Below are 26,605 nucleotides of genomic sequence, written 5' to 3' on the forward strand. Positions count from 1 at the left end.
TTGTGGCACACTGCCGCCTGTTTATTCGATATTGCGCAGTTACTTAAGAGAACCCAACCTGATGAAATGGATTTACTCTGTTAGTCTCGCTGTCTCCCTTGCGATGCAACCCGCACTGGCTGAGACAGTGCCTGGTAACCACCCGATGACCGAACAGGCGCGAGATGCCTTCGTTAACCAGCTGCTTAAAAAAATGACGCTGGACGAGAAGATTGGCCAGCTGCGTTTAATCAGCGTCGGACCTGATAATCCGAAAGAAGCCATTCGCGACATGATTCAGAAGAGTCAGGTTGGCGCGATTTTTAACACTGTCACGCGTCAGGATATCCGCGCGATGCAGGATCAGGCGATGCAGCTTAGCCGCCTCAAGATCCCCCTGTTTTTCGCCTTCGACGTGATTCACGGTCAGCGCACTATTTTCCCGATTCCTCTGGCCCTGGCATCAAGCTGGGATCTGGATGCCGTTAAAGAAGTAGGGCGCGTATCCGCCTATGAAGCGGCCGACGACGGTCTGAATATGACATGGGCACCGATGGTCGATGTCAGCCGTGAACCGCGCTGGGGTCGTGGTTCCGAAGGCTTCGGTGAGGATACGTATCTCACCAGCGAAATGGGTCGCAGCATGGTTCAGGCGATGCAGGGCAAAAGTGCCGCCGATCGCTATAGCGTGATGACCAGCGTGAAACACTTTGCGCTCTATGGCGCCGTTGAGGGTGGACGCGATTACAACACCGTAGACATGAGCCCGCAGCGCATGTTCCAGGACTATCTGCCACCGTATAAGGCCTCACTGGATGCAGGCAGCGGCGGCGTGATGGTGGCGCTGAACTCGATTAATGGCGTCCCCGCTACGGCGGACAGCTGGCTGCTGAAAGATCTGCTGCGCGATAAGTGGAAATTCAAAGGCATCACCATCAGCGACCACGGCGCAATCAAAGAGCTGATCAAGCATGGCGTCGCCAGCGATCCGCAGGAAGCGGTACGCATCGCCCTGAAGTCGGGCGTGGATATGAGCATGAGCGACGAATATTACAGTAAGTATCTGCCGGATCTGGTGAAGAGCGGTGAGGTCACGATGGCTGAAATTGATGACGCGGCGCGCCATGTGCTTAACGTCAAATATGACATGGGCCTGTTTAACGATCCCTACAGCCATTTAGGTCCGAAAGAGAGCGACCCGCAGGACACCAATGCGGAAAGCCGTCTGCATCGCGCTGAAGCGCGCGATGTGGCGCGTAAAAGCATCGTACTGCTGAAAAACCGTTTGGAAACGCTGCCGCTGAAAAAATCGGGCACCATTGCGCTGATTGGTCCGCTGGCAGACAGTCAGCGCGACATCATGGGCAGCTGGTCCGCCGCAGGCGTGGCGAAGCAATCCGTTTCGCTGCTGCAGGGCATGCGCACTGCCACCGAAGGCAAAGCGACGCTGCTTTATGAGAAGGGCGCTAACGTCAGCGACAACAAAGGGATTCAGGACTTCCTGAACCTCTATGAGCAGGCGGTTTCCGTGGATACGCGTTCACCGCAGCAGATGATCGATGACGCGGTTGCCAAAGCGAAGCAGGCCGATGTGGTGGTTGCCGCCGTGGGCGAAGCGCAGGGGATGGCGCACGAAGCCTCCAGCCGCAGCGACCTGGTGATCCCACCGAGCCAGCAGAAGCTGCTCGCGGCACTGAAAGCCACCGGTAAGCCGCTGGTGATTGTCCTGATGAACGGGCGCCCGCTGTCGATAGTAAATGAAGATCGCATGGCTGATGCGGTGCTGGAAACCTGGTTCAGCGGCACCGAAGGTGGTAACGCCATCGCCGATGTGCTGTTCGGTGACTACAACCCGTCGGGCAAACTGCCGGTTTCCTTCCCGCGTTCAGTGGGTCAGATTCCGATCTACTACAACCATCTGCCAACCGGTCGTCCTTACAACTTTGCGAAGCCGAACAAGTACACCTCGCACTACTATGATGCGGTTAACGGCCCGCTCTATCCGTTTGGTTACGGCCTGAGCTACACCAGCTTCACCGTGTCGCCGGTAAAAATGTCTTCCCCGACCATGCCGCGTAACGGCAGCATCGAAGCCAGCGTGACCGTGACCAACAGTGGTAAACGCGATGGCGCGACGGTGGTGCAGATGTACCTCAACGACCCGGTCGCTTCCATCAGTCGTCCGGTGCAGGAGCTGCGTGGCTTTAAGCGCATCATGCTGAAAGCAGGCGAGTCACAAACTGTGACCTTCAAAATTGATGTGGATGCGCTGAAGTTCTGGAACCAGCAGATGCAGCACGTTGCAGAGCCCGGCAAATTCAACGTGATGATTGGACTCGATTCCGTTCGTACCGAGGATGGGCAGTTCAACTATTTATAACCGTCAGCCTTTTCCCTGACGTCAGGGGAAGGTGATGCGGCGCGTCGTTAGCGTCCTGCTACCGCGCGCCGCGTCATATCCACTATCAGAGCCGCTATGATTAATCTGCGTGACCGCATTCAGCAGCAGGTATTCCGCCTTAACGGCCTGTCGATGAATGAATTTGACCTCTCTCAACCACCTGGCGATCCCGGCCTGTTTGGCCCGGACAGCGTGATCTGGCGCGTCCACGGTGACTTCACCTCCATGATGTGCGGCGGGATCAGCGCGCTGCTGTTGCAGATGCTGCATCCGGCGGCACTGGCGGGCGTCTGGGATCACTCCAATTTCCGCGAAGATATGATGGGCCGTCTGCGCCGCACCAGCCAGTTTATCGCTGTCACTACCTACGGTAATTCGCAGGATGCGCAGACGCTGATCGACAGGGTGAAACGCATTCATCTGAAAGTCAGCGGCGTCGACAGCGCGGGCAAACCCTATGCCGCCAGCGATCCGCATCTGCTGACCTGGGTGCATGTGGCGGAGACCAGCCGTTTTCTGGCCGCCCATCTGCGCTACAAAAATCCTCAGCTTACCCGCGCCGGGCAGGATCAGTACTATCAGGAAGCGGCGCTCATTGCCGAAGCGCTGGGCGCAGAGAAGGTGCCGAAAAGCGTTGTCGATGTGGCGGATTACCTGCAACAGATGCGTTCAGAGCTGCGCTTTGACGAGCGTACCGCTGAAGTGACGCGATTGCTGATGAATGCCCCTGCACCCAGCTGGCAGGCGAAACCGGTGATGAAAATCATGCTGAAGTCAGGATTCGGGCTGATGCCCGCGTGGGCGCAGGCAATGTCCGGTACGGAGATTGGCCGCTTTCAGCAGGCGATGATTGACCAGAAGATTAATGCGATTGCGTTAGGGTTGAGATGGTCAATTCAGCGCGGGGCATGGTATCGGGCGATGGTGAGAATGGGGAGACTGGGATAAGGGGCTATGAATGTCCGCTTTGTGCCAGAAGCGGACATTGTATATTTGAATACTGCGATAAATTTTTGATAATTATGCATATGCATTAAAAAGACAATTATCGGAGTGGCCTGTTAACAGTTCTTATGCAGATTACGATAGCCTCCTGGCGTTCTTCCGGTATGACGTTTGAAGGCCAGAGAAAAAGAGGGAACAGATTTATATCCGGTTAATCTGGCTATCTCAGTAATACTTAAGTGATGCTTTCTGAGTTCAGCGCATGCCAGCTCCATTCGCCATGCCGTCAGATAATTCCCGGGCGTTGAACCGGTAAGCTGATGAAACCTACTGGCGAACGCACTGCGGGACATAGCAGATTTTGCAGACAGACTTGCCAGCGTCCAGTCTGCAGATGGAGAAGAATGTATCAGTGTCAGTGCGGGTCCTATTTTCCTGTCACCGAGGGCATTCAGCCAGGATGTCCCTTTCTGATTAATCTCTAAGTATTCCCTCAGCATCTGCACCAGAACAAGTATTGCCATGCTACTGGCCACAATGTCGTGTCCGGGACGAAGCGCTGATGTTTCATGCGAAAGCAAAGTGATAAGGGCGGTGAGTGCAGGAGAAGAACTTTCCTCTCGTCGTGAAACCAGCACCTGAGGCAGATGTTTTAAAAGCAGCGGGCTGGAAGCCTCCTCAAATACGAATCTCCCCCCAATCCCCTCACTGATAAGTTCTCCCTGTCCGTAGCGGACCACACCATCCGCTTCACGGTGAGAAGAGAATATCTGCCGTCCGTCACTTACCATCAATGCCGGACTTGAGCCACAGCAGTAAGCGTCACCCGAAGTCAGAAGATAGAAGTCCCCTTTTTCAAGCAGCAGAGGCTGCATTCCGTCCATCCAAAGCCAGAATTTCCCCTCAAGCACAGTGCCGAACTTAATGTGTTTATAAGAGGGAAACCGCATTGCCCAGGGGCCACGTGCTTCCATACGGGCCGTAAGGATGGCCTCTGCCTTCAGAAGTGAAAGAATATCAGACAACGGATCCATAACTTCCTGGACGAATGAATAATAAAAAAGGGATTTCTATAATAAAAGAAAGCGTTTGTCTGCGTCATTATCATTTGAAGCTTAACGGAGAAAACAAAATGAAATATGCAGAACTGGGTAAAACTGGGATTTATGTTTCACGCATTTGTCTCGGGACGATGACATTTGGCGGGGCGGATAATGCCGCCGGTAATGCCATCGGCCGCCTGACGGGCAAAGAGGCGGACATTATCGTTGGTGAGGCGCTGGACGCCGGCATCAATTTTATTGATACCGCGGATATCTACGGTATGGGGGGCTCTGAAAGCGTGCTGGGCGAAGTGCTGGCACAGCGACGCAGTCAGGTTTTTCTTGCAACAAAAGCGCACAGCAGAATGAATGCGGGCGCAAACGATGCAGGGCAGTCGCGCTATCACCTTATGCAGGCGCTGGAAGCCAGCCTTAAAAGGCTTAAGACCGATCACATTGACCTTTATCAGGTCCACAATTTTGATACCGTAACACCGATTGAAGAGGTTCTGCGGACACTGGACGACATGGTGCGTCAGGGCAAGGTTCGCTATATAGGCTGTTCGAATTATGCCGGCTGGCAGATTGCCAAAGCTTTGGGTATTTCAGGTGAACATAAGCTGGAGAAATTTGCCAGCGTACAGTCTTTTTATTCACTGGCCTGCCGCGACATTGAACATGAACTCCTTCCGGCAATTAAGGATAGCCAAACCGGACTGTTATGCTGGAGCCCTCTTGCAGGAGGCCTGCTTTCAGGCAAATTTGACCGCAGTGGTAGTCATGAGGCCTCTGCAAGACGCGCAAAAATTGAATTTCCACCCGTTGATAAAAGCCTGGCATGGGACATCGTGGATGTTCTCAAAACAATTTCTGAAAAACACCGCACTACTCCTGCCAGCATCGCAATAGCCTGGCTGCTGTCTTCTAAGCAGGTGACGAGCGTCATAGCGGGTGTGCGCAATGTGCATCAGCTCAGAGATAACCTTAGCGCGCTGTCTGTTAATCTCAGCGAGGAGGAAAAAGAAATGCTGGACAAGGTCAGTCATCCGGGTACACGTTATCCCGGATGGATTCAGTCATATAATGCCGCGAGCCGCTATCCGGCAGGCTTTCCTGATACCGGGCCTAACTGGATATTAGGTGAATCCCCTGTTTAACACGGGCTCAGAGCTATAAAAATAACTAAGCTTTTAATAACTTTGCTGAGTCCGGGTTCCTGACGGGCTCTGCTGACTCAGGCAGTGAACATTATGGTTAGCATCTATTGCTGTTAACATCTTCAATTTAACTCACTCATGCTGTTAGTTCCTTACGCCGGCTGAAAACTTTCGTAGAGAGTAAAATTTTATCCTATCAAACTATAATTAAGTATAATCTAATATAAAAGCTGATTGACATGGTAAGGCTGAATATTAATGTTTTTCATATGCATCTATTTGTTGCATGAAAAAAGGGTCTATATTTAAATCGCATCAAAAATCCAGAGTAAATAATACTTTAAATATTGCCATTATTTATTGTGGCAAATAATTCTACTCATTGTTTAATGATATGATTCTGTTAAAAATTAAATGCCATTTTGGTCAAACTTAGAGTCGGCTGATTTGTTCGTAAGGAATGCGATGTCTCGCAGCGTTGCTTTTGAAAAAGTTCTATAAGTTCAAGTTAATTTTTATGCGAGTAAGTTTTATGTATTTCTTAAAGTAGAGTTTTGTTGGAGTGTTACTCTTAATTTTAAGTGAAATTTATTTGTCTTTTATGTGAAAAGAATATAAATTGAAGTTAAGATTGTAACGCTGGCAGTGTTATAGATTACTTACTATAGTTTGATAGTGACGAAACCTGTTAAAGTAAATACGATAAAATATGAAAAAATTAACTATTACTGAGTTTGCAAAGAAAATAGGTGTAGGTGTTGCAACAGTTGATCGGGTGCTTAATGATCGGGGTGGAGTATCGCCGGCCATGGAGAATCTAATACTCAAGGCCGCCCGTGATGCGGGACTTAAGCGTATTCTGCCGGAAAAGCATAGACCCTCCTGGCAGCTTGAGGTCCTGTTGAGCAGTAATAAATCTTTTTTTTTCGAACAGCTTGCTAAAGATTTTTCCATGCTGGCTGATAACTTAGGCTATCGCAGAATAACACTTCATAAAACTTTATTCTCTGAAGCTTCTCCGGAAAAAATGGCAAAACACATTGAAGCCAGCAGTAAAAAAAAGGACGCTTTGATTATATTTGCACATGAGAGCCCACTTATTTATGAAATGCTGACCCTGTGTAAATCTCGCGGTGTCCCGGTAATAACCCTTGTGGCAGATTTACCAGGATCTGATAGATTGTGCCACGTAGGAATTGATCAATATAGCGCAGGCCGTACATCAGGCTTTGTACTTGGTGGTATGCTACCATCACATGGGGACGTGGTGATAATTAGCGGCCGTACGCAATACGCAGTCCATCGTCAGCGTGTCGATGGCTTTATTTCAGTAATGCAGAAATTTTATCCTAAAATCAATGTGCGCGAACCTATTTACAGTCAGGATGAACGGGAGCTTATCAGTCTTTTATTAAACCGAACCCTTGCATCTGATAAAGATATTGTCGGAATTTATAATACAGGCATGGGTAACACTCAGGTTAGTGAGATTTTGAATGATTATAATCTTAGAGGTAAAGTAGTTTACGTCACTCATGAACTTTACAATACAACACGGCAATTACTCGAACAACGAGTGCTGACATTGACCATAGATCAAAATACGTTGAGGCATGCTCAGCTGGCAATAACACTGGCGCTACATTATCTTGAAATGGGTGAGCAGCCTGATGAATATAAGTCAGGAAAGGTTGATTTTATGCTGTACACTCCTGAAAATTATAGGTGATATAAAATTGGTTACGATTGATTCAGAATAATGGCCCCCTCATTAGTACTCTTAATCTTCCGCTGGTTGGTAAAACCCCTATAACTCTGAATGTCGGACCGCAACGAGCTGTCGCAGATACAATATGTTGTAGTTTTCTAAGCTACTATCGATACTACACATAGTAGATTCAAGATAAGCGGCAAGCCAACACCAGGCCAGGGATTCAGGAGTTTTCAGCCACTGCACGTCTTCGGCCCCCTGCGGTTTTTTTTTGCCTAAAGCGGGTTATTTATCCTGCAGATACCGTGGGATCCGTCCGGAACGCGGCCCGAGATACGCTTGCTATCTTGCCGATGCCTTTTATCATTAAGCTCAAACGGCGGCTGCTCCGACCGGCCACGATAAGAGCAAAAGCCACTGAATACCTCTTTGAACCGCCTGCACGGCGGTTTTTTTATTCTTCTCTCGGCGTTACGTGATCGGCAGCACATGGTTTGTGCCGTTCGCTTTTTTTTAGCAAGGCTTACAGGTGACAGCGTTCGCTGAACGCCGGATTTTCCGGGATGCATAACCTTTTCTCCCCGGCTGCTTCCGCAGCTGACCCACTCAGATGGCGGTTTTTTGCCTGTCGCCTGCATGTGCGATAGGTATGTTATGTCTATTTTGGCAAAACTACACTGTCATCGTACATTTGACGTCCGCTTTTCGCTCAAAGCGGACCTTGCAGCACGTATGTCCGCTTTGTGCCAAAGTTACGTAAGGAAGGAATTAAGCCATCCCGTAGGATGGCTTATGAGATACTGTTACTGAGATGACAGACCTCAGAAATGCGCCGACAGCACGCCGTTTACAGACATATAAAAGAAGCACTTAACGGAAATTTTAACCAGCGTTTGTGCGGAACACGCTAACAGCGTCCCTCAGATTAGCGGCTCGACTTGCAAGTTCATCAGCAGACGATGCTGACTCTTCAACGAGCACGGCATTCTGCTGTGTGACCTGATCCATCTGAGTAACGGCAATATTTATCTGCGATACGCCTGCACTTTGCTCTTCTGAAGAAGATGAAATTTCTCTCACCAGCTGTGCTGTCTGTTCAATCGCATCCATACTCTCCTTCACTTTTTCACCTGCATCCCGGGCCATCGAAATGCCCTGCTCAGCATTCTCCACAGACTTTTCGATCAGTCCTTTAATTTCTTTCGCCGCGCCAGCCGAGCGCTGTGCCAGCGACCTGACTTCCGCCGCAACAACGGCAAAGCCTTTACCGTGCTCGCCGGCCCGGGCAGCTTCAACAGCCGCGTTTAACGCGAGAATATTCGTCTGAAACGCAATCCCATCAATGACAGAAATGATTTCCTTAATCTGCCCTGCACTGCTGCTGATTTTCTCCATGGAACCCAGCACTGATTCCATTGCCTGACCGCCACGCAATGCCGCGCTGGTAGCCGAGCTGGCCATTTCTGCAGCATGGCGGGTGTTTTCAGCATTGTTGCCGATGATCGAAGAGAGCTGTTCCATACTGGCGGCTGTTTCAGCCAGTGATGCAGCCTGTTCTTCCGTCCTCGCAGAAAGATCGCCGTTACCGCGGGCAATCTCCTCAGATGAGGTGGCAATGGTGACGGCATTAGATTTAATGTTTTCTACCGTCACCGTCAGGCGCTGACTCATCTGCAGTAATGCCTTAAGCAGACCGGCTGTTTCATTGCGTCCTGTCACGGAAAAAGATGCTGTCAGATCGCCTTCTGCTACTTCAAGCGCAAGCTTTGACGCGGCACCGATAGGTCGTGTAACAGAACGGATAATGATCAATGCGAAAAAGACAGAAAGCAGGACCATAAAGAGAAGAACGCTCAGCAAACCATACTGTGCATTCCGGTGGTCCGTAATCTGCTGGTTCAGCATGTCATTCAGTTCATTACCGCCCGCAATCGCGTAGGTGCTGAATCTGTTAATCGCGCTGGTAAAAATTGCGGCATAGTCCTGAGGATTCTGATTCGTCATACTGCGGCTAATAAATAACGCCCCTGCAGTTTTCAGGGCATTTTTGGCTTCCTGTACGGCCGCGTCTGCATCGGCACTGAATTTCTGCTTCAGCCCTGTATCAGACGAAAAAAGCTTCTCTGAGTCCTGAGCAAACGTATCCAGATTATAGGCACCCGTGCTGATTAATGATTCCATACGGACAGAGTCAGCCTCATTAACAGCTTCTTTCCTGGCAAGCAGTGAAGTCCCGAACGCACGAATTTTACCCAGACTTTCGGTAAGCTCAGGCAATGATGAGAAATTGCTGGTAATCAGGCGGTACGTACTGATATCTGAATCAAGCGACAAACCGTAAAAATCCAGCACGTCGCGGTTTGTGTTAAGAAGTTTGCGGATGAGTTGCGCATGTGCGTCAAGGCTGGTCGTTTGATCCAGTTTCAAAGCATCAATGTCCTGCTGCAGCGCGTCCCACTGTGCACGCACCCCATTGATTTTTTCGATTAAACCCGCACTGCCTTCTGTCTGCGCCATCTCTTTCTTGATGGCATCGGTGATAGTAACAATGTCATCTCTAACACTTAGACGCGATGAGGTGGCAGGATTTTTTTGCGCAATAGCGAGGGCTGTTTCAGCGCGATGGCGCTGTATCAGATTCAACAGGGCAAGGATTTTGTTTTCAGCAGGCACTCCTGTTACTTCTTTCTGCTTGTCCTGAATATATTTATTACCTTCTGACACAAAAAGCACGGTAGGAACTGAAAAAAGAACAAGGCAAAACAAGCCCAGAATTGCAAACTTAGCGGTAAGATTAATATTGTTAAGAATATTACTCATTTTTACATCCTGCTGAATTAATTTTTATAAGAACACAAATAATGCAGATTAAAAGCATCTTAATCATCATTATCGGTTAACTATTCATTAACTTTATAGCAGGCGTAAGAAAGAGAATGTTTAGGTTGAATCGCAACAAGGTCTAACCTGTTACCGAGTAATTAGAAAATACTGATGTTAGCAATTACCTCATAAGAGGTAGGAAAGATGGTTGGTATCAACTTCTCTCTTAACGAATTTTATACATGATTCATGTCCACTTTATGCCATAAGCAGACATTGCTAATCCCCTGGCACACGCTAAACAGTTTGCAGTGCAGCTTATTTCTGTTCCCCATGTAAAAAGGCATTAACTGAAAGATGTCACTTAACTTCCTCATGTATATCTACATCCACATATAGTCATCAGGAAAAGGATGAATGAAGATGCTGAGAGGTAAAAGAGCTGTTATTACCGGTGGCGGCGGGGGATTTGGCCAGGCGCTGTGCGTGTGGCTGGCACGAGAGGGCGTCGAGGTGGATTTTTGCGCACGGCGGGCTGAAGATATTCAAAAAACCTGCAGCATCATCACTGCTGAAAGCGGCATTGCAAAAGGGTATATCTGTGATTTATCACGCCCTGAATCCCTTTCTCAGTTTTCCTCACAGCTGTTAATTTCTGACAAGCCTATAGACATTTTAATCCTGAATGCTGCTCAGTGGTTATCAGGGAGATTAGACGATCAGCCTGACACAGAAATTATCAATACCGTCAGTTCAGGTCTGACAGGTTCGATTCTGCTGACTCAGGCTCTGCTGTCCGCTATGTGCCAGAAGCGAACTTTGCTAACATCGGCATGAACTAATATGCGGGCGAGCAGGTCAATAGTGTTCTGGGTTGCAGCTGTGTCCCGTTACTCTAATAAAACACCACGATAAATGAGCTAACATCATGAAAAATAAAAAATTGGCTATAGCAGTCATGTTATTTTTTGGATTTTCACCATCTTGTTTTTCTGAAAATGGTTCATTTATCCATCCTGGTGCACTAAACACGGCTGATGACTTCAGAAAAATAGCTCTGGAAGTAAAAGAAGGGCAACAGCCTTGGTCTTCAGATTTTGCTTTATTACGCACTAATGCTCATGACTCACCTGACTACACACCTCATCCTGTTGCTACTCTTTACCGGGGAGCTGCGACAGGTCACCCAAAAGAAAATTACTCATTCCTGTTTAATGATGCAGCAGCCGCATATGCTTTAGCTCTGGACTGGCGACTGAGCGGCGACAACTCACGTGCAGAGCGTGCTGTATACATACTCACTCAGTGGGCGAATAAACTACGCGCCGTTGACGGAACATCTGATAAATTTCTCGCGGCCGGACTCTACGGCTACCAGCTTGCTGTCGCAGCCGAAACGCTTCGGGGGTCATCCGCTTTCTCAGCCTCTCAGCAGAAGGCGGTCAGAGATATGCTGATTACGGTATTTGCACCCATGAACATCGATTTTCTTGAACATCATAATGGCGCAAAAACGGATCACTATTGGGCCAACTGGGACCTGTCAAATACCGCTTCACTCATGGCTATTGGTATTTATGCAGACCGGAGAGATTTTTATAAAAAAGCTCGTGACTACTATATCGGCGGAAACGGTAACGGCGCGCTCAAAAACGCAGCATGGAAAGTTTATCCTGACGGGCTTGTACAGTGGCAGGAAAGCGGGCGAGATCAGGCGCATACGCTGCTTGGCATTGGTCTGGCAGGGACCATTTGTCAGTTGGCCTGGAACCAGGGCGATGACCTGTTCGGTGCCTATAACAACCGCCTACTCGGGGCGGCGCGCTATGTAGCCAGATATAATTCAGGAAACAGCGTCCCTTATTCGATTTACCAAAACAGTGATGTCACTCAGTCAGTCATTTCCAGCGTAGCCCGCGGAGAAAAAAGGCCCGTATGGGCGCTATTCTACGGCCATTATGTACAGATGATGCATATTAGCGCGCCGGAGATAAAAGCGGCGATAATGAGTGAAGGCAATGAAGGTGGTGGTGGTAATTACGGCCCGAACAGCGGTGGTTATGACCAGCTGGGTTATGGCACCCTGACTTTCCTTAATTAATTCTAATTAAGCTTTTCGGTATAAAAGCTGGGCTGACCTGCTCCTCGTTAGTTCACATATAACGCTATTAGCTATGTCCGTAGATCGCTCATAACGGACCTAAGCCTGCAGTAAGTCCGCTGTGTGCCAGAAGCGGACACTAGCAATTGTAATTTGCTTCAATACCACCACGAGGCAATTTTTTTTTGCTACTCACATGGGCGCGGTAAAACCCTGATTCTGCCGAACGATAAAACTCTCACGCCGCGCACAGATAACTTGACGTAGTAGTTTCCCCTGCGTGGCTCTGGTATAAAGTAGCCGCTGCCGTCACCGGGCGGGATTGCAAGCGGGGAATTAGCATGCCGAAGTTTATCATCACCTTTTTTACGTCTGAAGAACACGAACCCTGGGTGATCGGCGGCGCTGCCGTGGGCGCGGCGATCACCATTACGGCGATGGTGATCATCCTCGTCAGATCGTTCCGTAACAAATAGGCCGGGTGCCGGGCCTTTTTTTGCCGCATTCGGTAAAACGCCAATTCTCCCGAATGGCACCCTGCCCCGCGCCGCTGCGGCGCTGATAACTACATATTGTGGTTTTCTCAGCTGCTGCCGATACTACATATAGTGGGTGCGGGGGAACCGGCAGGCCAACACCAGGGCAGAACGCGCCGGTTTTCCCGCTGCGCCATTCGGTAAAACTCCGGCAGGGCCGGATTTCCCCGAATTAGAATTTACGCCAGCAGAGTTTTTGTTCTTGCTTTTTTACAGAGTTCACAATCGCGAGTTAGAAAATGTCATTCTGACATTAAGCCTATGTCCGCTTTTCGCTCATAGCGGACATTAGCCTGACGTCAGTCCGCTTTGTGCCAGAAGCGGACGTTGTTATAAATGGCAGGGTTTCAAACGCCAGAACGTTTATTTTATCTTACAGCACCTCGATTACCTCAAATTCTTCTGCGATCAGCTCCATATCGTCAGAAAAATGTCCCGTACAGGTGAAAAATCTCTGATGCTCTTTCTGCCAGTACTCAAGGCTTAAATCGCCTTCACCTTCTTTGCGGGCAAACTCCTCGGTAACATCACAAAAACGCACCAGTCGCATTGAAACCAGTCTGGTTACGCAGGCTGGGACGTTCTGGCCATCAAGGATGATGTTATGGCTCCCAATCTTAGGGGCAGGCTCTTCCTGCTGGTAAGACGTAAGCGATCCGCAGGAGGCCGTTTTGATCCCTTTTTTAATCAGGTCAGCAAGCTTGCTAGCCAGTTCCGGACTGTCACCCATTTGCCAGGCATCTGCGCCTGGATACTTTAATTTTAATACCTCAACTGTAGCCATTAACAGCCCTTTTTAATCGTCGATGACAAATGCCATACAGAGTTTTAACATGAACTTTCCGGACATTAACATTGATGCTTTCCCTCTGCTACTTTGTCCGCTTTTCGCTCAAAGCAGACCTTCCTTACGCGTGCAATTGTTACATCACGACCTAATAGGGGGAAACGGAAACGAGGGTTGCAGAAAGACCGCAAATATTCTTCATGGGCTTAGGGAGTTAAGCAAGACGTATTCGGTAATATGGGCGTTTTACCGAACGGTCGCAGAAGGGCGTAAAAAAACCGCCTCGCGGCGGCTCGTCTGGCACCTGCCCAGACTCTCTGTATAAGAATCCCAGAAAACCTGGCATCAATAGTGCAGCGGGCAAACCGGCGTGTTGTGCCCTGGTGTTGGTCATCCGGCTTCCCCGTCATCATTATATGTGGTATCGGCAACATCTGGAGAAACCGCAATATATAGTGTGTCCGGCTGTAACAGCGCGGCCGGGGGTACAATTCGGCAGAATGCGTGTTTTACCGAATCCGGGCGAACGGGAAACATCAGTCCGCTTTGTGCCAGGAGCGGAAGTAGCGCATGAACTGTTATGGTAAATTTGAATGTCAGGCTTAATCACTTGAGGATAAGCAGAATGCTTCTGGAGAAGCTCAGATTGCTTGAGTGCAGCCTTCACGGCGACAGGCGCAATGATCCGGAGTGGCTGGAACTGATTCTTCATCCTGAATTCCGTGAAATCACCCGGTCAGGTGTGACGGTCGACCGGTCAGAGACCATTGCGTCGCTGTTAAGTGAAAAGGCTGCACCGTATATTCTCAGCAGTGATTTCCGTCTTACGGATATGGGCTGCGGTTACGCTCTGCTTCACTATCGGACGTTTTACGCTGATGGCAGCCATCATGCATTACGTTCCTCTTACTGGATTTGTTCGGATGAGGGCCAGTGGACTCTGTTTTTTCACCAGGGAACGCCGGCTGCAGGCAATGCCGGGGTTCAGGGTTGAGTTGCACAAGTAGGGCAGAGAGAATGTGTTTATGCGGAAGATTATTGTTGTGCCATACGATGATAGATGGCCTGAGATGTTTGAAGCTGAAAGTTTACTGATAAAAACATTGCTCGGTGGAATGGCTAAAGATGTCCATCATATTGGAAGCACGTCAGTTCCTGGTCTCTCAGCAAAGCCCGTAATTGATATGCTACTTGAAGTTTCCGACCTCAATGAACTGGATAAGTACCATTCAGCAATGGCCCACGCCGGTTATATTGCTCGCGGTGAGAACGGGATTGCGGGGCGCAGATATTTCATTAAAGGTGGTGATCAGCGTAGTCATCAAGTCCATGCGTTTGCAGTCGGAGATATGCAGGTATTGAGACATCTCGCTTTCCGTGATTATCTTCGAAGAAACAAAGACATTGCAGAAGAGTATGCTGAGATAAAACACGCAGCTGTATTACTCAGCAGGAACGACGCTCATCGCTATAGCGCCCTCAAAGCGAAATTTATAGAGCGTCATCAACAACTAGCGCTAGCTGTCTGAGAACGATTGAGATTGAATTCGTTGCCGGGAGGGTATGTTCAATAATGATGAATTTACTAAGTAGTCATCAGTCAACGTCTGCTATTCGCTCATAGCGGACCTTCGATTCGATAAGAATGTCCGCTTCGTGCCAGAAGCGGACGTTGCTGATTTTAATCTTCAAACAGGATCGGTATAGGCGACAGATGTAACAAATGACAATTAAACTTTCATAGAGTTTTTAAGGAGAATAAATTTCATATGCGAATTCCAGATTATTCTTCACAAGATTCTGATAAGTGGGCCCAGGTAGATGCCTGGTTTTCTGAAAAGCTCGCTCCTGAAGATGCAGATTTAAAATACGCTCTCGCCAATAACACAGAACAGGGATTGCCCACACATGATGTCTCTGCTTTACAGGGAAAAATGCTGGCGATTTTCATTCAAATGTCGTGTGCCGTCCGTGTTCTTGAAATAGGGACGCTTGGGGGGTATAGCACCTTATGGATGGCCCGGGCTCTCCCACCACATGGAAGCGTAACGACAATTGAATTCAACGAGCACCATGCAGAGGTTGCTCGCCAGAATATAAACAAAGCGGGGCTGGCTGAGCGTGTCACATTGCATAGAGGAGCGGCACTTGATGTCTTACCCACACTTAATGCTCCCTTTGACCTGATTTTTATCGATGCCGATAAAGTGAATAACCCCCACTATCTTGAATGGGCTATCAAACTGTCGAAACAAGGCACTGTTATCGTAGGAGATAACACTGTGCGCGGTGGAAGTGTAATCGACTCCAGTAGTGAAGATCCGAACATTAAAGGTCTGCGAGAATTTGTCGAAATGATTTCTGAGGATGAGCGCCTTGAAGCGACAGCAGTACAGACTGTTGGTGAAAAAGGATGGGATGGTTTCGTTATGGCTATCGTTAAAGCCCGATGATGATATTTATCATTAGGAAAAACTCACTAACCGCCAGCTTTTAGTCACAATTTCTAAATGATTATCAAAGCTGTGCTGCTCATAATGTCTATGAGTTATATCCAAAATGTCCGCTCCTCGCTCATACCGGCCTTTAAGGCCAACAATGGTCACACTTACAAAGCTCAGTACGCCCCCCAACGCCCACACTTTGAGACTATTACCCTTGTCTCAGATAGCCGCAGCCAGGATCCTGCTCTATTCTCGGGGAAAATGGATTCCTCCAGGCTTTGTCGAGGCACTATGACGTACAAATCCCTGATTGCTGAAGTCCACAATCAGCAGCGCACCCTGACCGCCATTGTCGAGCAGGATGAGCGCACCGCTTATTTTTACATCTGGCCCACCGACCTGTTCCGCAGTCAGTATGCGGTGCGCGGCTGCTGGCTTCGTAACCTGCTGCCTGCACCGGCACAGGAAGATCGCGGGGCGATGGAGCAGGGCATCGCCCCGCTGCTCAGCGCCGAGTATTGCCGTAATCTGGAAGCGGAGCCCGCGCTGGACCCGGCAGGTCTGCAGGTGCTGTGGGAGCCTTCTGATGATGGCGCTGCGCTGTGGTATTACGGCCAGCTGCTGGCGGTGATCCCCGGCTGGAGTCTTTATCAGGAGAAGCAGGTGAGCTTCTCTGCGGGCTGCATCAAAAAGAACCGGCTGACGGCCCCGCTGGGTTCAGCATCGACCAATGACTACTATGCCCGTGCGGAGCATCAGCGTCAGTTCTGGCGCGAATGGCACGACGGCAGCGAGTGGGACAGGGTCCAGCAGGATCTCATGGCCTGCTATCAGGCGCGTTTTGGCGAATCAGTGAAATATTACGCGATCGATCAGGGCAGCTGGCCGCCGATGGCGATCTCGCAGCACTGGCATCAGGGCGTGTGGTACTTCCTGACGCTCGGCATGAGTATCAGGCCGATGCCGCAGGTTGATTATCTGTTCGATGAGCTGGCACCGCAGTATCGCCGTATCGAGCTGGGCATGGCGGTCGATGGTGAAGTGATGACCGAAGGCAACGCGGTGCAGATGGCGAGCGCGCTGGCGGAGTTCGTGCATCTGCCATGGGCGCGACTCACCTGGCTGGGGGAGGGCCACACGCTGGCCTCAGAAGTGGCACCGGTCGGTTTTGAAAGCTTCCTGCTGGCGAATGAACTGGCACCTGCGCCAGCACAGTTCACGCTGCCGAAACGCGATGGCGATCGCCCGACGCTGCTCTGGTCCACGCCGATTACGGAAGCCGAGCGGCAGTTCGCGCAGGCTGACGAGCATGGCGGCCAAAAGTTACGAGAATTGTTAACAGCAGAAGGCAATGATCATGTTTTCCGCCCGCGCCTGCAGGTGGTCCATTCAGAAGAGTAAGCCAGTCTTATCAAGCCTCTTCGTCTGTTCCCCGGCAACCGTCGGGGACGTTATAGTAACTCTATGAAATTAAATTTTCACAAAAATCAAACATTTCTCAAATATGTGATCCCGCTCATCTCAAGTTCCCGTTAAGCGAGCCGTTAACCCGATCAGGCAATCGCGCCGCACCAGGTTCAGGGGAACAAAGATGTTTAAAACAACACAATCCCGCTTCACCGCAACAATGATCGCGTTCTTTGTTGCGCTTTTACTCGTTACAGTTTGGGTCATCAATCAGTTCGTCGCGCCACAGCTGGTCGACAGCGAAAGTCGTCTGGTTCGTTATCAGGTCGATTCACTCGCCTCTGGCATCGTTGAACAGATGAACCGCGTGCAGGCACAGCAGCGTGCGATTACCGAAGCCGCCTCTGTCATGGACAGCGCCACTATCGACACCCTGTTACCGACGCTGGTAAACCAGTATCAGGACAGCAACGTGTTTGGTGGCGGTATCTGGCCCCTGCCAAACCGTCGCGATCCGGCCAAAGAGAAAGACAGCAGCTTCTTTGCCCGTAATGCCAGTAATGAACTGCAGGTCAACACCTACTGGAACTCCGACGCCGCCGATAAATACTGGGAGCAACCCTGGTATAAAGATGGCCTGGCTGCCGCGAAAGGGCAGTGTGCCTGGGCAAAAGCTTATCAGGATGCTGCCAGCCCGCAGCCGCGTACCAACTGTGCCATGGCGATCTACCGCAATGGCTCGGCCTGGGGTGTCGCGACTATCGACGTGACGCTGGGGTTCTTCAACCAGCTGGCGAAGCAGATGGGTGAAACCATTCACGGCAATGTGCTGATCGTCGAAGCCGACGGCAAAGTCGTGGGCAATGGCGCGCTGGTCAATGCCGCGCCGAAGCTGGAGAACCTGGCTGACGTGCAGATGCCGATGGCCGCACCGCTGAAAACGTTGCTGAACGGCGTTGGCAATCAGCCGCTGGAAACCACCTATGACAGCAGCGAGGGCGAGCAGACCCTGTTCGTGCAGGCCATTCCTGGCAGCCCGTGGTATCTCGCCAGCAGTCTGCCAACCAGCCTGCTGAAAGCGCAGTCGCATAATATGCTGACCCGCCTGGGCCTGGTGCAGATCCCACTGGCGGTCATCCTGCTGCTGGTCTCGCTGGGCTTTGTCCGCGCCATGATGAAACGGCTTAACGTGCTGAACAGCAACATCGAAGCGCTGTCGACGGGGGGTGCCGATCTGACGCAGCGCCTGCCCGCCAGCAACAGCCCGGAGTTTAACGCCGTGGCGCAGAGCTTTAACCAGTTCATCAGCTATCTGCAGGGGCTGCTCCAGCAGGTGGGCGACAGCGCACTGGCGATTACTGCTGCGTCGCGGGAGATTGCCAGCGGTAACGCCAATCTCTCCTCCCGTACTGAAGATCAGGCCAGCTCGATTGTCGAGACGGCCGCGTCGATGGAGCAGCTGACCGGCACCGTGCGTCAGAACGCCGACAATGCGACGCATGCCAACCAGCTGGCAGCTGATGCCTCGCAGGTGGCCGCACGGGGGACTGAAGTGGTCCGTCAGGTGGTCACCACCATGGGTGAGATTCATCACTCATCCCGTAAAGTGGTCGATATCATCAGCGTCATCGACAGCATCGCATTCCAGACCAATATCCTGGCACTTAACGCCGCGGTAGAAGCCGCACGTGCCGGTGAACAGGGTCGCGGTTTTGCGGTGGTGGCTTCGGAAGTGCGCAATCTGGCACAGCGTTCAGCCAACTCGGCGCGTGAGATTAAAAAGTTAATCGAAGAGTCCGTGGCAAACATCGATACCGGCAGCGCGCTGGTTGAGCAGGCGGGTCAGACCATGGACGAGCTGATGAAAGGGGTAAGCAGTGTGACCACCCTGATGAGCGAAATTATGTCAGCCAGCCGTGAGCAGAGCCTGGGTATCGAACAGGTTAACGTGGCGATTACCCAGCTTGATGGTACTACCCAGCAGAATGCCGTGCTGGTGGAGCAGGTTTCCGCTGCCGCGCAGGCGATGGAATCGCAGAGCACCCAGCTTGAGCAGGTGGTTCAGAGCTTCCGCCTGTAATCCTTCGTCAGGCCAGCCTTGCTGGCCTGATTTCCTCTCTGCTTCATCCGCTTATCTCCGCCTGAGACGCGTAAAAATTCCGCGATGTTCCACCCAGACTGCTCATTCTGTGCCAGAATAGTTGGGAATAATCTCAAGGAAACGCCATGTCTGCTATTGAAGTTATCCTCGTTGACCACCTCGATCGTCCCACCGGCAAAATGGAAAAGCTGGAAGTGCATGAAAAAGGATTACTGCACCGCGCGGTGACGGTCTACGTCTTCAATTCCCGGCAGGAGCTGTTACTGCAGCGGCGTGCCAGCGATAAATATCACTGTGGTGGCTTGTGGAGTAATACCTGCTGTGGCCATCCTTATCCTCATGAATCGACCCGCGACGCCGCCGAGCGCCGTCTGCGTGAAGAGATGGGGATGATCGTGACGCTGACGCCGGTATTTGAGCTGAGCTATAACCTTAAGCTGAGCAATGGCCTGACCGAACATGAATATGGTCACGTCTTCTTTGCCGTCTGCGACACTTTGCCGCAGCTGAATCCGCAGGAAGCCGATGCCTTTGATTATCGTCCGATGGCGCTGATTGAGCAGCAGATGCAGCAGCAGCCACAGCTGTTCACGCCGTGGTTTTTGCATACCTTCCCGCGCATCCCGGACTATCTGGAGCATTTTCCTTTCCCGGTCATTACGGCATAAAAAAACCGCACTGAGGTGCGGTTTGCCTGCGCTCTTTACCCCGGCAGCTCAAAATCTTCTGCATCCACATCATAACCTGACGGTTCCCAGCGGATCGCCAGCAACGCCAGCAGGCCCGCCAGCGGGGCCAGGAAGATCACCCAGAAGACGCCGGTGCCCAGCGCGGCAACCAGCACCGGGAAGAGAAACAGCGAAACGGTCGAACTGCCGCGCATCAGCGTCTGGTTGAAGCCGACGCCCACGCCGCGCAGCGACGTCGGGTAGCTCAGCGACGCAAAGGTCATAGTATGAGACCCCGGCCCGAATCCCTGACCAAACAGGAACAGCGCCAGCATGCCAATCGCCAGCGCGGCTTCCTGACCGCCTTCGGGACGACCAATCAGCGCCAGCCCCAGCAGCGCCACGCACTGACAGCCATAACCCGCCACCGACATCTTCCACGCTCCCAGACGCGGCACCAGCCGCACCGCCAGAATTCCGCCGACAAAGGCGAACAGCAGATTCAGCGCCAGCGACACCAGAATGGTGGTGAGCATCGACTGAGCAAAGAAGCTTGAGATGATTACCGGCAGCCCAAACGCCACTGCGTTATAGGCAAACGACGAGGCGATAGAGGTGATGGTCGCCAGCAGCGTGCGGCGGCGATAAACGCCCTGCAGCAGCGCGCCATAGTTGCGCCAGCTCGCCTTGCGCACGGGTGTGGCAGCGGTCAGCCCGGCGTCGGGTGCCACCTGCGCGTTGATGTTCCAGGCACTGCGTAAAATCGCGGCGGCCCCTTTCAGATCCCCCTGATTCGCCGCCCACACCGGGGATTCGCTCATATAACGGCTGCGGATGGCGATGATGACAATCGCCGGAACGGCCCCAAAACCGAGGATCAGCCGCCAGAGCCAGTCGGTGTGGCTTTCAGGCAGCACCGCATAAAGCAGCAGCACCAGCAGATAAGAGATACTGATTGCCGCATACCAGGTCGGACACCACATCGCCACGCTGGCCGCTTTATTCCCCTTGCCGCGCAGCTTTGAAAACTCCGCCAGAAACGCCATCGCAACCGGCAGATCAATCCCGACGCCCAGCCCCATCACGAAGCGCGCGCCAGCCAGCACATACTCATTCGGGGCAAACGCACAGGCGATAGCCGCCACCACGAAAAAGAACATATCAGCCATAAAGACCCGATAACGGCCAATTTTGTCGGTGAGATAGCCGCCAATCAGCGCGCCGATGATTGCGCCGAAGGTGATGGCCGAGGCGACCATGCCGGTGCCGGTCGGAGTGAGACTAAACTCGCGCGTGATGTCTTTAATGCCAAACGCCAGCGCGCCCAGGTCGTAGGCGTCAAGGAACACGCCTCCCAGCGCAATCGCTACCACAATACGGGCATTGTTACGGGCGCTGTCGCCGCTGTTCACTAAGCGGGAGACGTCAGCTGCGCTGCGGATCCACTGTGTTTCGCCACCGGGCGAACTCCCTGCTGTTGCCACATGGGCGGAAGAGGTCAGGTCGGACATGATGTTGTACGTCTTTTATAATAAAAACAGATTTTCGAGAATAGCCGTTTAGACGCCCAGACGTAAATTCATTTCGGTTATTGATAATAATTTTTTAATCCCAAATCGTTATAAATTTGCGATAAAGTCAGCTGCAGCGCCGCTGCGCCAGGCTACGCTTTTAAGGCAGATAATTTCCGCTGCACGCCTTGCCAGTCTCCCTTTCAGCGGCAGGCGAGCAGGCGAGCAGGCTCAACGCTAAGGCGTCCCGCGCCTTGCGCGTCATCACACGAAAACATCATGTAAAAACAACAGACTGCGATAAGGAAAAGGCCATGGTCAGAGTTCGGGGTTGGGTGGGAGTCAGCGCGTTGCTGCTCAGTATGGGGATGGTACAGGCGGCGGAGCCGGTGCGGGTCGGCTCCAAAATTGATACCGAAGGATCACTGCTGGGCAACGTAATCCTTCAGGTGCTTGAAAAGCACGGCGTAAAAACCGTCAATAAAATCCAGCTTGGCACAACGCAGGTGGTACGCGGTGCCATCACGGCGGGCGAGCTCGATATCTACCCCGAATATACCGGCAACGGCGCGTTCTTCTTCAACGATGAAAAAGACAGTGCCTGGAAGAATGCCGCTGAAGGCTATGAAAAGGTGAAGAAGCTGGATGCGGAGAAAAACCATCTGGTGTGGCTGACACCGGCTCCGGCCAACAACACCTGGACCATTGCCGTGCGTAAAGATCTGGCTGAGAAGAACCAGCTCACTTCGCTGACCGATCTCAGCGCCTTTCTGAAAAAGGGCGGAACCTTCAAGCTGGCCGCCTCAGCCGAATTTATCGAACGCAGCGATGCTTTACCGGCCTTTGAAAAAGCCTATGGCTTTGACCTCAAGCAGGATCAGCTGCTGTCGCTGGCGGGCGGCGATACTGCTGTGACCATCAGCGCAGCAGCGCAACAGACCTCCGGCGTTAACGCGGCGATGGCCTACGGCACCGACGGCCCGGTAGCAGCACTGGGTCTGCAGACGCTCAGCGATCCCAAAGGCGTTCAGCCGATTTACGCGCCGACGCCGGTAATCCGCGAATCGGTCCTCAAAGCCTATCCGCAGATTGCCGACTGGCTGAAGCCGGTGTTCAGCGCGCTTGATGAGAAGACGCTGCAGCAACTCAACGCCAAAATCGCGGTCGACGGTCAGGATGCCAGCAGTGTAGCGACCGAGTGGCTGCAGCAGAAAAAGCTGCTGTAACCGATGCAGATATCGCGGGACGCGATACGCCGTCCGGCTCAGCAGCCGGTGGCATTGCTGCTGCTGACGCTGCTGAGCCTGGCGCTGGTGGCCTTGCCGTTTCTTAACTTCGCCCCGAACCGTCTGGTGGCGGGTGAACCATTGATGGGCTGGCAGATAAACCGCTTCGGGCTATTACTGCTGCCATTAGTGACGCTTTGGCTGCTGCTGTGGCGTCCGCCCGGGCGCGTCACGCTGATTGTAGCGCTGCTGACGGCTCAGCTGATGCTGGCGGCGATCATCTGGCTCAGCGGTCATCAGGCGACGTTGCTGAGTCAGCAGGGCAGCCGTCTGGCACGCACCAGCTTTGCCAGTGGCCTGTGGTGCAGCGGTGCGCTGATCCTGCTGCTGATAACCGATCAGGTGCGGCAGCTGACCCCGCATCGGCTGGCACAGCTGCTGCTTAATCTGCAGGTCTGGCTGCTGCCGCTGTTGCTGCTGTTCAGTGGCCAGCTCGCCGATCTCTCCCTGCTGAAAGAGTATGCCAACCGTCATGCGGTGTTTGATGCGGCGCTGAGCCGTCATCTCACGCTGCTGGCCGGTACAGTCTTGCCTGCGTTGATGATTGCGCTGCCGCTGGGCGTTATGCTGTTCCGGCGGCCCGGCTGGCAGGGTAGCGTGTTTGGTGTACTGAATGTGATTCAGACGGTGCCGTCGGTGGCGCTGTTTGGTCTGCTGATTGCGCCGCTGGCCGGTCTGGCTCAGCATTTTCCGTGGCTCGGTGACTGGGGTATCAGCGGCATTGGTATGGCCCCGGCGCTGATCGCCCTGGTGCTTTATGCGCTGTTGCCGCTGGTGCGCAGCGTGGTGGTGGGGCTGCAACAGGTGCCGCATGAGGTGCGCGAAAGTGCGCGCGGCACGGGCATGAGCGGCTGGCAGCAGTTTATCGCGGTGGATGTGCCGCTGGCGCTGCCGGTCTGGCTCGCGGGCCTGCGTGTCGTCGTGGTGCAGACGCTGGGTATGGCAGTGGTGGCGGCGCTGATTGGCGCGGGCGGTTTTGGCGCGATTATTTTCCAGGGGCTGTTAAGCAGTGCGCTGGATTTGGTGTTGCTGGGCGTCATCCCGGTGATTGCGCTGGCGGTCGTCATTGATGCGCTGTTCCGCCTGCTGATCTCACTGCTGGAGAGAAAAGATGATTGAGTTTGATGGCGTTTCCCGCGCCTTTAACGGCAAAGCGGCGGTAAAAGATCTGTCGCTACAGGTGGCAAAAGGGGAGTTCTGCGTACTGCTCGGCACCTCCGGCTCCGGCAAATCAACCACGCTGAAAATGATCAACCGGCTGGTGGAGTTTGATAGCGGTGAGATCCGCTTTGCCGGTGAGTCGATTCGCCAGCTGGATGCCCGCATATTACGCCGACGCATGGGCTATGCCATTCAGTCGATTGGCCTGTTTCCGCACTGGACGGTGCGGAAGAATATCGCCACAGTGCCGGTCCTGCTGGGCTGGTCCAGAGCGCAGATCGATGAGCGCATCGCGGCGCTGCTGGCGCTGCTGAACCTTGACGCGCAGCTGCTCAATCGCTATCCGCATCAGCTCTCCGGTGGGCAGCAGCAGCGGGTGGGCGTGGCGCGGGCGCTGGCGGCGGACCCGGAAGTTCTGCTGATGGATGAGCCGTTCGGCGCGCTCGATCCGGTGACGCGCGGCGTGTTGCAACAGGAGATGCTGCGTATTCATCGGCTGTCTGGCCGCACTATCGTGCTGGTGACGCATGACATCGACGAAGCGCTGACGCTGGCGGATCGCATTGTGCTGATGGATAACGGTAAGATTGTTCAGCAGGGCAGGCCGGCAGAGCTGCTGACCCAGCCGAAAAATGATTTTGTGCGCGACTTCTTTGGCCGCAGTGAAATGGGCGTCCGGCTGCTGTCGCTGGAACAGGTCGGTAACGCCGTCCGGCGCGGCGAGTGGCTGGCGGGCGAACCGATTGCTGCGGCGCTGACGCTGCGGGACGCGCTGTCGCAGTTTATCGCCCGGCGCACCGATAAACTGCCGGTCGTTGACGATCAGCAGCAGCCAATGGGCGTGCTCCACTTTGGCGACCTGCTGCAACTGCGCGAGGGCTTCACATGCGCAGGCTAAGGGATCCGTTGCTGTGGCTGGTGCTGTTCTACGGCGCGCTGCTGACTCTGATGCCTTACAGCGGGCCGCTGTTTCACCGCTGGTTTCCGGAACTGGCGCGACCACTCTATCAGCAGGAGAGCTTCTGGCAGCTGACGCTGGCGCATCTGTTCCTGGTGATCACCGCCAGCCTGCTGGCCATCGTGATCGGCATTGGCAGTGGCGTGCTGGTGACCCGGCGAGCGGGACGCGCTTTCCGGCCGCTGATGGAAACTATCGTAGCGGCGGGGCAGACGATACCGCCGGTGGCGGTGCTGGCGATTGCGGTGCCGGTAATGGGCTTTGGCGCGTGGCCGGCGGTGGTGGCGCTGCTGCTGTACGGATTGCTGCCGATTTTACAGGGTACGCTGGCGGGCATTGATAGCATACCCGCCAGCAGCCGGGAAATTGCCATCGGGGTCGGCATGAGTAGCTGGCAGCGGTTGTGGCAGATTGAACTGGCGCTGGCTGCACCGGTGATTATCGCCGGGATACGCACGTCGGTAATCATCAACATCGGCACCGCGGCTATTGCCTCAACGGTGGGCGCAAAAAGTCTGGGATCGCCGGTGATTATCGGCCTGAGCGGATTTAATACAGCCTATGTGATTCAGGGAGCATTACTGGTGGCGCTGCTGGCAATAGTGAGCGATCGCCTGTTTGAACGCCTGCAGCGCTGGCTTAGCGTGAGTGGACAATAAGAGAATATCCCACCAGCATCAGACCGCTGGTGCCGCCGAGAGCCATAATGAAAAACAGCGTGGCGAAAAAGGCTTTTTTGACATTCATGGGTGAAACCTGAGCTTGTTAACAGTGAGGCGGGGATAATAGCGCGCGCAAGGCAGGAGGCAAAGTGCCCGGCGTGCGTTTTTGTTATCAGGTAGGTTCATGTAACCGCACGGCATAGCCCTGTTCCTGCCAGTGTGACAGCTGCTCCTGCTGACGACGGGTCAGTTTTTTACCGGTAAAGACAAACATATTCATGCCGGGAAAGAGTTCAGGACGGGGAACATCCAGGGGTTCTGCCAGTACATCAATCCGCCAGCCATGCTGCGAAAGACGCCAGCCTTCCAGCCAGATACGGGTCCGATCGTCGATGCCCCAGCCAATAATCAGCGCATCTTTACCCGATTTTTTGCGACTGGCGGTCAGACAAAATGCAACATAGTCGATCAGCAGACCATCAAGCAGACTGCACATGGTGCGGGCCGTGTTCTGATCCAGACTCAGCTTCTGGCGCACTGGCATAAAAACGTGATCAATCAGCGCATCAATCGGATGTTCGCGACCAATCGCGGCAATTTTATTACGAAGTTTAGCAGGCCTGACGTGGCGCAGTACGCTAATCAGTTCATCCTGCAGTGTGGTCCAGCCATCGTGTGCATCAACATCGCCACCTTCGAGCAGTGCCTTCACTTTACCGACCGGCACGCCACTTTCAATCCAGCGCATAATCTCTTCGATGCGCTGCACATCTTCTTCGTCAAACTGACGATGTCCGCCTTCGGTACGTTGCGGCTTCAGTAAGCCATAACGACGCTGCCAGGCGCGCAGGGTGACTGGGTTTATGCCACAGCGCTCGGCGACGTCACCGATACTGTATAAGGTCATAAATTCCTCTTTCGATT

General features: G+C 52.7%; 21 protein-coding genes and 1 pseudogene. 17 read left to right on the forward strand and 5 right to left on the reverse strand.

Annotated elements, in window-relative coordinates; genetic code table 11:
* Positions 1-61 precede the first annotated feature (61 nt).
* Both bglX and N1689_RS01935 read left to right on the forward strand, forming a co-directional pair.
* Positions 62-2,359 (forward strand): beta-glucosidase BglX, encoded by a 2,298-nt coding sequence (bglX, locus tag N1689_RS01930; protein ID WP_161736774.1) that lies wholly within the window; start codon positions 62-64, stop codon positions 2,357-2,359.
* 96 nt (positions 2,360-2,455) lie between these two features.
* Entirely contained in the window at positions 2,456-3,328 is an 873-nt protein-coding gene (locus tag N1689_RS01935; protein ID WP_222924307.1) for an oxygenase MpaB family protein, read from the forward strand.
* A 113-nt stretch (positions 3,329-3,441) separates the two neighbouring features.
* Here the strand turns inward: N1689_RS01935 and N1689_RS01940 are convergent, their stop codons facing one another.
* On the reverse strand, positions 3,442-4,359 hold the full coding sequence (locus tag N1689_RS01940; RefSeq protein ID WP_260057718.1) for an AraC family transcriptional regulator: 918 nt from the start codon (positions 4,357-4,359) through the stop codon (positions 3,442-3,444).
* A 98-nt stretch (positions 4,360-4,457) separates the two neighbouring features.
* Here N1689_RS01940 and N1689_RS01945 point away from each other — a divergent pair, with 98 nt between their 5' ends.
* The gene (locus tag N1689_RS01945; protein WP_033760287.1) at positions 4,458-5,525 is read left to right on the forward strand and encodes an aldo/keto reductase; all 1,068 of its coding nucleotides are present in this window, start codon (positions 4,458-4,460) and stop codon (positions 5,523-5,525) included.
* A gap of 709 nt (positions 5,526-6,234) precedes the next feature.
* Entirely contained in the window at positions 6,235-7,254 is a 1,020-nt protein-coding gene (locus N1689_RS01950; protein WP_260057720.1) for a LacI family DNA-binding transcriptional regulator, read from the forward strand.
* Between the two features lie 864 nt (positions 7,255-8,118).
* Here the strand turns inward: N1689_RS01950 and N1689_RS01955 are convergent.
* Positions 8,119-10,056 (reverse strand): methyl-accepting chemotaxis protein, encoded by a 1,938-nt coding sequence (locus N1689_RS01955; RefSeq protein ID WP_260057721.1) that lies wholly within the window; start codon positions 10,054-10,056, stop codon positions 8,119-8,121.
* A gap of 426 nt (positions 10,057-10,482) precedes the next feature.
* Here N1689_RS01955 and N1689_RS01960 point away from each other — a divergent pair.
* From N1689_RS01960 to N1689_RS01970, 3 genes and pseudogenes are all read left to right on the forward strand, one after another.
* Positions 10,483-10,863 (forward strand): annotated as a pseudogene (locus N1689_RS01960) (SDR family oxidoreductase); the annotation flags it as partial.
* A gap of 124 nt (positions 10,864-10,987) precedes the next feature.
* Complete coding sequence (locus N1689_RS01965) at positions 10,988-12,160, forward strand: alginate lyase family protein (protein WP_260057723.1); 1,173 nt, start codon at positions 10,988-10,990, stop codon at positions 12,158-12,160.
* Between the two features lie 341 nt (positions 12,161-12,501).
* A complete protein-coding gene (locus N1689_RS01970) occupies positions 12,502-12,636 on the forward strand; it encodes a hypothetical protein (RefSeq protein ID WP_260057725.1) in 135 nt (44 codons plus the stop codon).
* A gap of 433 nt (positions 12,637-13,069) precedes the next feature.
* On the opposite strand, the gene N1689_RS01975 is transcribed toward N1689_RS01970, so the two are convergent.
* Positions 13,070-13,480: an ASCH domain-containing protein gene (locus tag N1689_RS01975; RefSeq protein ID WP_260057726.1), complete on the reverse strand. Its 411-nt coding sequence runs from the start codon at positions 13,478-13,480 to the stop codon at positions 13,070-13,072.
* A gap of 583 nt (positions 13,481-14,063) precedes the next feature.
* On the opposite strand from N1689_RS01975, the gene N1689_RS01980 reads away from it, so the two are divergent.
* From N1689_RS01980 to idi, 6 genes are all read left to right on the forward strand, one after another.
* Entirely contained in the window at positions 14,064-14,477 is a 414-nt protein-coding gene (locus N1689_RS01980) for a DUF4440 domain-containing protein (RefSeq protein WP_311202140.1), read from the forward strand.
* Positions 14,478-14,508: 31 nt separating this feature from the next.
* On the forward strand, positions 14,509-15,012 hold the full coding sequence (locus N1689_RS01985) for a GrpB family protein (protein ID WP_253421391.1): 504 nt from the start codon (positions 14,509-14,511) through the stop codon (positions 15,010-15,012).
* A 240-nt stretch (positions 15,013-15,252) separates the two neighbouring features.
* Positions 15,253-15,936: an O-methyltransferase gene (locus tag N1689_RS01990; protein WP_253421394.1), complete on the forward strand. Its 684-nt coding sequence runs from the start codon at positions 15,253-15,255 to the stop codon at positions 15,934-15,936.
* A 282-nt stretch (positions 15,937-16,218) separates the two neighbouring features.
* Entirely contained in the window at positions 16,219-17,328 is a 1,110-nt protein-coding gene (locus N1689_RS01995; protein ID WP_161736952.1) for a suppressor of fused domain protein, read from the forward strand.
* Between the two features lie 190 nt (positions 17,329-17,518).
* Positions 17,519-19,414, forward strand: coding sequence for a methyl-accepting chemotaxis protein (locus tag N1689_RS02000; RefSeq protein WP_253421397.1), 1,896 nt, complete (start codon positions 17,519-17,521; stop codon positions 19,412-19,414).
* 146 nt (positions 19,415-19,560) lie between these two features.
* Positions 19,561-20,103, forward strand: a complete 543-nt coding sequence (gene idi, locus N1689_RS02005; protein WP_161736950.1) for an isopentenyl-diphosphate Delta-isomerase — start codon at positions 19,561-19,563, stop codon at positions 20,101-20,103.
* Positions 20,104-20,138: 35 nt separating this feature from the next.
* Here idi and N1689_RS02010 read toward each other — a convergent pair whose 3' ends face one another.
* Complete coding sequence (locus tag N1689_RS02010) at positions 20,139-21,614, reverse strand: MFS transporter (protein WP_161736954.1); 1,476 nt, start codon at positions 21,612-21,614, stop codon at positions 20,139-20,141.
* A 314-nt stretch (positions 21,615-21,928) separates the two neighbouring features.
* Between N1689_RS02010 and N1689_RS02015 the strand changes: the two genes are divergently transcribed.
* Genes N1689_RS02015 through N1689_RS02030 form a run of 4 tightly spaced genes read left to right on the forward strand, consistent with a single transcriptional unit; the run spans position 21,929 to position 25,678 of the window.
* Positions 21,929-22,840, forward strand: coding sequence for an ABC transporter substrate-binding protein (locus N1689_RS02015; RefSeq protein ID WP_222924303.1), 912 nt, complete (start codon positions 21,929-21,931; stop codon positions 22,838-22,840).
* Between the two features lie 3 nt (positions 22,841-22,843).
* Positions 22,844-24,019, forward strand: coding sequence for an ABC transporter permease (locus tag N1689_RS02020; RefSeq protein ID WP_260057731.1), 1,176 nt, complete (start codon positions 22,844-22,846; stop codon positions 24,017-24,019).
* Positions 24,012-24,959, forward strand: a complete 948-nt coding sequence (locus N1689_RS02025; RefSeq protein ID WP_161736598.1) for an ABC transporter ATP-binding protein — start codon at positions 24,012-24,014, stop codon at positions 24,957-24,959. The genes N1689_RS02020 and N1689_RS02025 overlap by 8 nt, the downstream gene beginning before the upstream one ends.
* Positions 24,947-25,678: an ABC transporter permease gene (locus N1689_RS02030; protein ID WP_161736597.1), complete on the forward strand. Its 732-nt coding sequence runs from the start codon at positions 24,947-24,949 to the stop codon at positions 25,676-25,678. Before N1689_RS02025 ends, N1689_RS02030 begins: the two co-directional genes overlap by 13 nt.
* Before the next feature lie 175 nt (positions 25,679-25,853).
* Here N1689_RS02030 and N1689_RS02040 read toward each other — a convergent pair whose 3' ends face one another.
* Positions 25,854-26,588, reverse strand: coding sequence for a MerR family transcriptional regulator (locus tag N1689_RS02040; protein ID WP_161736596.1), 735 nt, complete (start codon positions 26,586-26,588; stop codon positions 25,854-25,856).
* Positions 26,589-26,605 lie beyond the last annotated feature (17 nt).

Source organism: Pantoea sp. XY16, assembly GCF_025153065.1.
Classification (GTDB): Bacteria; Pseudomonadota; Gammaproteobacteria; order Enterobacterales; family Enterobacteriaceae; genus Pantoea; species Pantoea alfalfae.

Excerpts from the sequence above, each read along its gene's own strand:
- bglX (WP_161736774.1), top strand. The coding sequence starts at position 62 with ATGAAATGGATTTACTCTGTTAGTCTCGCTGTCTCCCTTGCGATGCAA.
- N1689_RS01935 (WP_222924307.1), top strand. The coding sequence starts at position 2,456 with ATGATTAATCTGCGTGACCGCATTCAGCAGCAGGTATTCCGCCTTAAC.
- N1689_RS01940 (WP_260057718.1), bottom strand. The coding sequence starts at position 4,359 with ATGGATCCGTTGTCTGATATTCTTTCACTTCTGAAGGCAGAGGCCATC.
- N1689_RS01945 (WP_033760287.1), top strand. The coding sequence starts at position 4,458 with ATGAAATATGCAGAACTGGGTAAAACTGGGATTTATGTTTCACGCATT.
- N1689_RS01950 (WP_260057720.1), top strand. The coding sequence starts at position 6,235 with ATGAAAAAATTAACTATTACTGAGTTTGCAAAGAAAATAGGTGTAGGT.
- N1689_RS01955 (WP_260057721.1), bottom strand. The coding sequence starts at position 10,056 with ATGAGTAATATTCTTAACAATATTAATCTTACCGCTAAGTTTGCAATT.
- N1689_RS01965 (WP_260057723.1), top strand. The coding sequence starts at position 10,988 with ATGAAAAATAAAAAATTGGCTATAGCAGTCATGTTATTTTTTGGATTT.
- N1689_RS01970 (WP_260057725.1), top strand. The coding sequence starts at position 12,502 with ATGCCGAAGTTTATCATCACCTTTTTTACGTCTGAAGAACACGAACCC.
- N1689_RS01975 (WP_260057726.1), bottom strand. The coding sequence starts at position 13,480 with ATGGCTACAGTTGAGGTATTAAAATTAAAGTATCCAGGCGCAGATGCC.
- N1689_RS01980 (WP_311202140.1), top strand. The coding sequence starts at position 14,064 with ATGGTAAATTTGAATGTCAGGCTTAATCACTTGAGGATAAGCAGAATG.
- N1689_RS01985 (WP_253421391.1), top strand. The coding sequence starts at position 14,509 with ATGCGGAAGATTATTGTTGTGCCATACGATGATAGATGGCCTGAGATG.
- N1689_RS01990 (WP_253421394.1), top strand. The coding sequence starts at position 15,253 with ATGCGAATTCCAGATTATTCTTCACAAGATTCTGATAAGTGGGCCCAG.
- N1689_RS01995 (WP_161736952.1), top strand. The coding sequence starts at position 16,219 with ATGACGTACAAATCCCTGATTGCTGAAGTCCACAATCAGCAGCGCACC.
- N1689_RS02000 (WP_253421397.1), top strand. The coding sequence starts at position 17,519 with ATGTTTAAAACAACACAATCCCGCTTCACCGCAACAATGATCGCGTTC.
- idi (WP_161736950.1), top strand. The coding sequence starts at position 19,561 with ATGTCTGCTATTGAAGTTATCCTCGTTGACCACCTCGATCGTCCCACC.
- N1689_RS02010 (WP_161736954.1), bottom strand. The coding sequence starts at position 21,614 with ATGTCCGACCTGACCTCTTCCGCCCATGTGGCAACAGCAGGGAGTTCG.
- N1689_RS02015 (WP_222924303.1), top strand. The coding sequence starts at position 21,929 with ATGGTCAGAGTTCGGGGTTGGGTGGGAGTCAGCGCGTTGCTGCTCAGT.
- N1689_RS02020 (WP_260057731.1), top strand. The coding sequence starts at position 22,844 with ATGCAGATATCGCGGGACGCGATACGCCGTCCGGCTCAGCAGCCGGTG.
- N1689_RS02025 (WP_161736598.1), top strand. The coding sequence starts at position 24,012 with ATGATTGAGTTTGATGGCGTTTCCCGCGCCTTTAACGGCAAAGCGGCG.
- N1689_RS02030 (WP_161736597.1), top strand. The coding sequence starts at position 24,947 with ATGCGCAGGCTAAGGGATCCGTTGCTGTGGCTGGTGCTGTTCTACGGC.
- N1689_RS02040 (WP_161736596.1), bottom strand. The coding sequence starts at position 26,588 with ATGACCTTATACAGTATCGGTGACGTCGCCGAGCGCTGTGGCATAAAC.